General features: G+C 37.9%; 6 protein-coding genes. 2 read left to right on the top strand and 4 right to left on the bottom strand.

Annotation, left to right across the window (positions count from 1 at the left end):
- Nucleotides 1–612: LPXTG cell wall anchor domain-containing protein (locus JZO83_RS09785; protein ID WP_207115633.1), on the top strand; the 612-nt coding region annotated here is incomplete at its 5' end.
- 205 nt (nucleotides 613–817) lie between these two features.
- Here the strand turns inward: JZO83_RS09785 and JZO83_RS09780 are convergent.
- The 4 genes from JZO83_RS09780 to JZO83_RS09765 all read right to left on the bottom strand — a co-directional run bounded on the left by JZO83_RS09780 (nucleotide 818) and on the right by JZO83_RS09765 (nucleotide 5590).
- On the bottom strand, nucleotides 818–1474 hold the full coding sequence (locus JZO83_RS09780) for a YitT family protein (protein ID WP_207115632.1): 657 nt from the start codon (nucleotides 1472–1474) through the stop codon (nucleotides 818–820).
- 113 nt (nucleotides 1475–1587) lie between these two features.
- A complete protein-coding gene (locus JZO83_RS09775; RefSeq protein WP_207115631.1) occupies nucleotides 1588–3174 on the bottom strand; it encodes a response regulator in 1587 nt (528 codons plus the stop codon).
- Nucleotides 3167–4615, bottom strand: coding sequence for a sensor histidine kinase (locus tag JZO83_RS09770; protein ID WP_206859195.1), 1449 nt, complete (start codon nucleotides 4613–4615; stop codon nucleotides 3167–3169). The genes JZO83_RS09775 and JZO83_RS09770 overlap by 8 nt, the downstream gene beginning before the upstream one ends.
- Before the next feature lie 9 nt (nucleotides 4616–4624).
- Complete coding sequence (locus JZO83_RS09765; protein WP_207115630.1) at nucleotides 4625–5590, bottom strand: ABC transporter substrate-binding protein; 966 nt, start codon at nucleotides 5588–5590, stop codon at nucleotides 4625–4627.
- 224 nt (nucleotides 5591–5814) lie between these two features.
- Between JZO83_RS09765 and chvE the strand changes: the two genes are divergently transcribed.
- Entirely contained in the window at nucleotides 5815–6906 is a 1092-nt protein-coding gene (chvE, locus tag JZO83_RS09760) for a multiple monosaccharide ABC transporter substrate-binding protein (RefSeq protein ID WP_206859192.1), read from the top strand.

Here is a 6906-nt window from a genome sequence, read left to right as displayed (position 1 = left end):
CCAGAAGTGGACCCAGGTACAGGAGACGAAACCACAGATCCCGGCACAACCACACCAGAAGTGGACCCAGGTACAGGAGACGAAACCACAGATCCCGGCACAACGACGCCAGAAGTCGATCCAAGTACAGGTGATGAAACCACAGATCCCGGCACAACGACGCCAGAAATAGATCCTAACACTAGTGGTGGTGAAATCAATCCAGATACACCGACATCAGAAGCAGGAAGAAGTACAGATGATGGCGAAACAAATTCAAGTGTTGCAACACCAGACGAGACTACTGATACAGAAAATCTAGGCGCAACAAATCAAGCAGTTAGTGATAATAGATCCAACAATGAATCATCTAGCAATGAACAAAAGAATGATCAAACAGCTAACACGCAAACGGCAAATGATACGGAAGACGCGTCAGGTAAACAATTACCTAAGACCGGTTCAACTTCAGGCGTGTTTGGCAAATTCATTGGGGGAATACTCGTTGCTTTTGCGGGATTCTTTGGACTCTTCAAACGCAAACGTCGTGATTTACAAAATGATGAAGATCGTGTCGAACGTGTCATCAAAGAAGAGGAAGAACAGGAAAAAGAAGAAGAAAATAAAAAATAAAATTTAGATAGAAGACTAGCTGACTCAATGAGGCGGAATCCATGAAAGGTACGATTATGGATTCCGCTTTATTTTTCGAGGAAATGATTTTATTTCCTTACGATCATATAAATAATGTACAAAAAAATAACCCATAAACTCTAAAAATAGGAAAATACTATTTTAGGATTTATGGGTTATTTTGACTGGTTGTTAGTTTGAATGTTTATTCAGAAAGATTTTCATTTGGTTGTTTATTTAGAATTGGTGTACTTTCATTAGCCAACTTGACTGGCTTAATAGCTAAGAATTGCGTTTGGAGTTGCAATAACTTTTTCATGAAAAAAGAGATCAGATAAATGGAGATTGCAGAAATCACAGCTTGTCTGACTCCAAGTATCACAAGATTTAAGACAATGATCACGATATTTGTCAATAAAACTCCTAAGGCATGTTCAATCCCAAAATATTTTTTGAATATCAATGGAGGAACGGTCACTCCACCATTTGATGCACCGATTTGGTATAGAATGAATATCCCTAAACTAAATAGAAAACTACCGACAACTAAAGCGACTGGGAAAAACTGGGTGATCAATAAAGTCGGTGTGTAGGCTAAAATGATTGGAAATATCAAACTACCTATTAATGTTTTAAAAAAGACTGCTCTTTCCAAAAAGATAAAAGCCAAGCAAAGCATGGCTATATTGACTGCCCAAACAATCAATGTTCGATCAATCAGTAAAGCTGTTTCTAAAAGAAATCCAATTGATCCTACGCCTGCTGAAGCAATTTGATGTGGAAGTAAAAACATGTTTAGTCCCACAGTAATACTAATGATTCCAACGATGATCACGGGTAATTTTTTTAGTTCTGCTTTCACACGCGCATTCCTTTCTTTTTGCTATTATTTCTATAATTATAGCAAGTAGTTAGGACAATAAAGTAACAACTTTTTCAGAGTAAACTGAAAAAAATATTTCTATTGTTCATCGCTTATTTGTTGACTAAATAATTATTTTCTTGTAGCGGATGCCCGCGTTGTTGTTTCATTTTTCGATATTCCTTAGGAGAAATAGTTTCTTTTCGTTTAAAAATAGAACTAAAATAATTTGGATCATTATAGCCGACTTCGGCAGCAATCGCAGATAGTTTTAAATTTGTCTCACGCAAAAGTCGTTTCGCCATGCTCAATCGTTGTTCAGTAAGATAATCAATAAATGTTTGCCCCAGCGCTTGAGAAAAAATCGTGCTAAAATGTGAGCTGCTTAAATGGACATGATTGGCGACTTCTTTTAATGAAAGTTCTGGTTCAGAATAATGAATTTCAATATACTCGATCGATTGCTCGAGTACTTCTTTGTATTGACTCATATGATTCTCAAGGACCATTTCCTTTAAAAAGCGAATCATTTGTTCAAGATATTTTTTGAATAGCGGCGTTTCTGAAAGGATCGCCGGAGTCTCTTCTGGTGAGTCTAAAGAAACGACTTGATTGCTTTGTTTTTGACGTATCTTTACTAGATGGTTCAACTCATTGATGATCAAGTGTCTAATAAGGAGCGGATCGGCATGTTGGTCGGTCTGTTTAACTAACTCTTCAATAAACGGTTGAATTTCGCTTTTTCTAAGTAATGTAATGGATTCTTTTAGGTCAAATGTTTGTCCATAACTAGTGAGTTTCTTTTCATAATCCAAATAAGAAAGGATTTTTAGGTTAGGATCAACCGACAAATAGCTGAGCAATTGGACTGCTGTTTCATAACTACGGGCAATTTCACTGATTCTTTGCACTGGATGACCGATTGCGATAACTAGATCATCTGTCGTATGACTCAATGTTTTGTGGGAGAGCAATGCGACTTGATTCGCTTTCTTCTGGAGTATCTCTTCATTTTGATCAAAGATCAGCAATTTGATAAAACGGGAAGAGAGGGAAGAGAAGAGCATGTGTTTGTCGTTATCAAATAGTTCTGCCATCTTTTCATGAAAAACATCATAATCTGAAAAGAATTTATTTGCATGATTGGCAATCAAAAGGACCATGAATTTGTTCCCTGCGATTTCTCGATCGAGCTTACGACCTTCATCAATTGCTTCTGAAAGTAATAACTGATTATTGAATAGGGCATTCAAATAGAAATTTTTTTGTACCTCTAGCGAATAACTAGTTGTTTCTTTTGCCTGTTTCAACAATGAATCAGCTTCTAATTTTTGAATGATATGTTCTAAACTTTCTTGTAATTCATCAGGCTTGATCGGCTTCAACAAATAATCGGCTGCTTGAAGTTGAATGGCCGTTTTTGCATAGGTGAATTCATCGTAGCCACTGATAAAGATGATTTGGATATCGGGCAGGAGTTTTTTTACTTCATTTGCTAATTCAAGCCCATTCATGAAAGGCATACGAATGTCCGTCAATAAGATATCTGGTTTCTGTTCGGCAATCATTGCTAAAGCAAGTTCGCCATCACTGGCATCTCCAATCGGTCCGAGTGGTAAGAAGTTAGAAAATCCAGTGAGCATTCTCTTCAACGATTCTCGAATCAAATGTTCATCTTCTGCGATAAAAATTTTATACATCTGCTTCATTCCCTTCTAAGTCTTTCGTAGGAAGGATGACATGGACGACTGTTCCATGGTCGATCCGGCTAGTAATCGTAATGTTTGCATCGGATCCATAGTACAAAAGCAAACGTTTATTGACATTAAAGAGGCCATATCCTTTATGGAAATTCGTATCTAAACCATCTGCCAGTTCTTGATTGATCTCTTTCAGTCTGGTTTCTGTAATACCTTTGCCGTTATCAATGATCCAAAAATGAATCAATCCTTCTACATCTATATACGCTTTTACGATGATTTTCCCTGGACGACGGACAAGTTTTGTTCCATGATAGACCGCATTTTCAATCAATGGTTGAAGAATCATTTTTAAGATCGTATGATTTTGGACTTTTGGATCGATGTCTAAGCGATAGGATAACTCATCACCGTAGCGAATCTGTAATATCGTTAGGTAATTGACGCAATGTCTGATTTCCTGTTCGACGGGGATCCAGTCTTTTCCTTGGCTTAATGAGATCCGGAAAAAGTCAGATAAGGCATAAGTCATTTCTTTGACTTTTTTGATTTCACCCATTTCTGCTAAAACTAAAATGGCATCTAGACTATTATAAATAAAATGGGGGATGATCTGGGCTTGCAGCGTTCGGACTTCGCTTTGGGCAAGGTTATATTGTTTCAATGCATTTTCCTCTAATAAAACCACTAAATTATCAGCCATGTCATTCATACTATTGCTTAGTTTTTTCAACTCATTGTTTTGTGGCGTTTTGATTCGATGATTTAAATGTCCTTCTGCTAAAGCATCAGCCATTTTGACCATTTCATCCATCGGCTGTTGGATTTGGTACATCATTTTTGTATTGATTCTTCTCGTCAATAAGAAAATCAATGCGATAATGATGACTTCGATCGTTGAGAGGATCACTAAGGAACTTCGAACCTCTTCGCTTTTTACAGAAGCCGTATCGATTTCGATTTTAACAAAGTCTTGTAAAATATCGTGGGCGAGTTTGACCGCCGATTCGACATGGAGCATCAGCGCTTGATTTTCTGCAAATGCTTTTTTTTGCTGGATGTTCTCGATGATTTTATCTAAATAATCGGTTACGTTGTCCAGTGAACGTAAAACGATATTCAGTGTTGCCAGTTCTTGAGAGTTTTGAGTGGTGATCTTGATATCTCTGATTTCTTCTTTGATGCGACTGACTTGGTTGCTATCTTGGAATTCTTCAGGAGTGATCTGTCCATAAGTCAGTCCCAAAGCCTCTTCGATAATGGTTTCTTCGACGGTACTGGCGATTTGATTGGCGATAGAAATATTATGGATACTTTTCTCATAGGAAAATAGATAATGCGTATAAAGTGCAATACTAATGATCAAAGGTGCGATTGCTAAAGATAACATCAGCCAACTGGTATGTTGGAGTAGGACTTTGATGCTTTCATTTTTCTTCATGTGTTCCTCCTAATAGCCTCGTGGCGGGATCGTTGAAAAATCATTTTGATCTGAAAAAACAGTGTCAGAAACATAGATATCATCTGGAATCGCTTTCTTTTCGAAGTAACGTTTGACGGTATTTGCGACTAATTCTCCCATAAATGGATTGCATTCCACGACGCAATTGACATTTCCTTTTTTTAATTGGTCGATCATTTCTTTTTGCGCATCAATGCTGACGATCACGAAGTTGTTTTCAAGGTTCTTTTCTTTCATGGCATCTAAAGCACCTAATGTCATTTCGTCGTTATGGGAGTAAATGACGTCGATCCCGTCTAATTTTCCCTCATCAATCGCTTTTGAGAATTGTTCCTTGGCTTTCAATCGAATATAGTCGCCGCTGATGACTTGGGTGACATGGATTCTTGGATCACGTCCAATCGTTTCTAAAAATCCGTCCGACCTTAAACGAGTAGGAGATGTATTTTCTGAACCACGTATCTCAAATACTTGGATCGATTCCTGCGACTTTTGCTGATAATGATTCGTTACATAGAGCCCAGCTCGGCTGCCTTGTGCTTTGAAGCTTGAACCAATATGGGTCAAATAGAGATTTTGTTTCTCCGTTGTGATGTTACGATCGACGATGATGACTGGGATATTCGCTTCTTTGGCTTCTTCCAAAACAGAATCCCAGCCTGTTTCTTCGATAGGAGACAACACGATCATATCGACTTGATAGGCGATAAATGTCATCACATCTTGGATCTGTTGTTTTGGATCAGAGTAACTATTTCGGTGAAGGACTTGAAAATTTTGTTTTTCTAGTGCTTCTTTGATGGACTGATTTTGCGCTTTCCGCCAATTACTCTCGGTGCCTGCTTGAGAAAAGCCGATCGTTAATTCTTTTTTTGCAGGTTCATTTGCATTAAAAGCACAACCGGTCAAAAATAAGCAAAAAGCAATCAGGATAAAAAAGCTGTTGTTCTTCATATCATTCTCCCCTTTTATCTATATCATATAGCGTTACCAGTTCTCATATTAGCATGTTTGTCAATTTCGTAAGAAAATCAAGAATTGTCAAAAGAAAATGAAGAAAAATATAAAATTGAAGAAATTATACGCGTAAATTTATAGAAATATAAAAAGATAATCAATGAAAGCGTTTTATATAATGAGTAAAATAAAGCCATCAAATAAGTTTTGGAGGGACAAAGATGAAACGAGTTGGGAAAAATTGGTTAGTTGCAATTGTCTTTTTATTGATCTCAGTCACAACATTAGCCGGATGTAGCAATGGAAGTGCAGCCGGGGATGAAAAAGGATTTGTAGGGATCTCGATGCCGACAAAATCTGCGGAGCGTTGGATCGCTGATGGGGATAATATCGTTAAGCAACTAGAAGAAAAAGGGTACAAGACGGATTTGCAATATGGAGAAGATAAAGTAGAAAATCAAGTGGCACAAATCGAAAACATGATTACAAAAGGTGTCGATACGTTAGTCATTGCCTCGATCGATGGATCGGCATTGACCGATGTATTAGAAAAAGCACACCAAGCAGATATCAAAGTCATTGCGTATGACCGTTTATTGATGAACTCCGAATATGTCGATTATTATGCAACTTTCGATAATTTCGGCGTAGGGGTATTACAAGCTTCTTATATCGAAGATAAATTAGGTTTGAAAGATGGTGCAGGACCTTTTACGATCGAGCTATTTGGTGGTTCACCAGATGATAACAATGCACTGATCAACTACAACGGTGTCATGTCCATCCTTCAACCATATATCGACAGCAAACAATTGACCGTCTCATCAGGACAAACGAAGTTCAACCAGATTGCGACACTTCGTTGGGATGGTTCAACTGCGCAAGCCCGGATGGATAACTTATTAAGTGCAAATTATACAGATAAACAATTAGATGCAGTTCTATCACCTTATGATCCAATCAGTTTAGGAATCATTTCCTCCTTAAAAGGAGTGGGATATGGTTCAAGTGATAAACCACTACCGGTGATTACTGGGCAAGATGCGACGATTGCTGGAGTGAAATCGATCATTGCAGGAGAGCAAACGCAAACGATTTTTAAGGATACACGAGTACTAGCTGATAATACAGTAGAAATGATCGAAGCCCTTAACAATGACAAGGAAGTGCCAGTCAACGATGAAGAGACCTACGATAATGGCGTGAAGGTCGTACCAACGTATTTAGCAAATCCTGTTTCTGTTGACAAAGAAAACTACAAACAAGAGTTGATCGATACGGAGTATTACAGTGAGAGTGATTTAGGTCAGTAG

The organism is Enterococcus sp. DIV1298c (genome assembly GCF_017316315.1).
GTDB lineage: Bacteria > Bacillota > Bacilli > Lactobacillales > Enterococcaceae > Enterococcus_B > Enterococcus_B mangumiae.
This window is presented reverse-complemented; position numbering and strand designations above follow the sequence as displayed.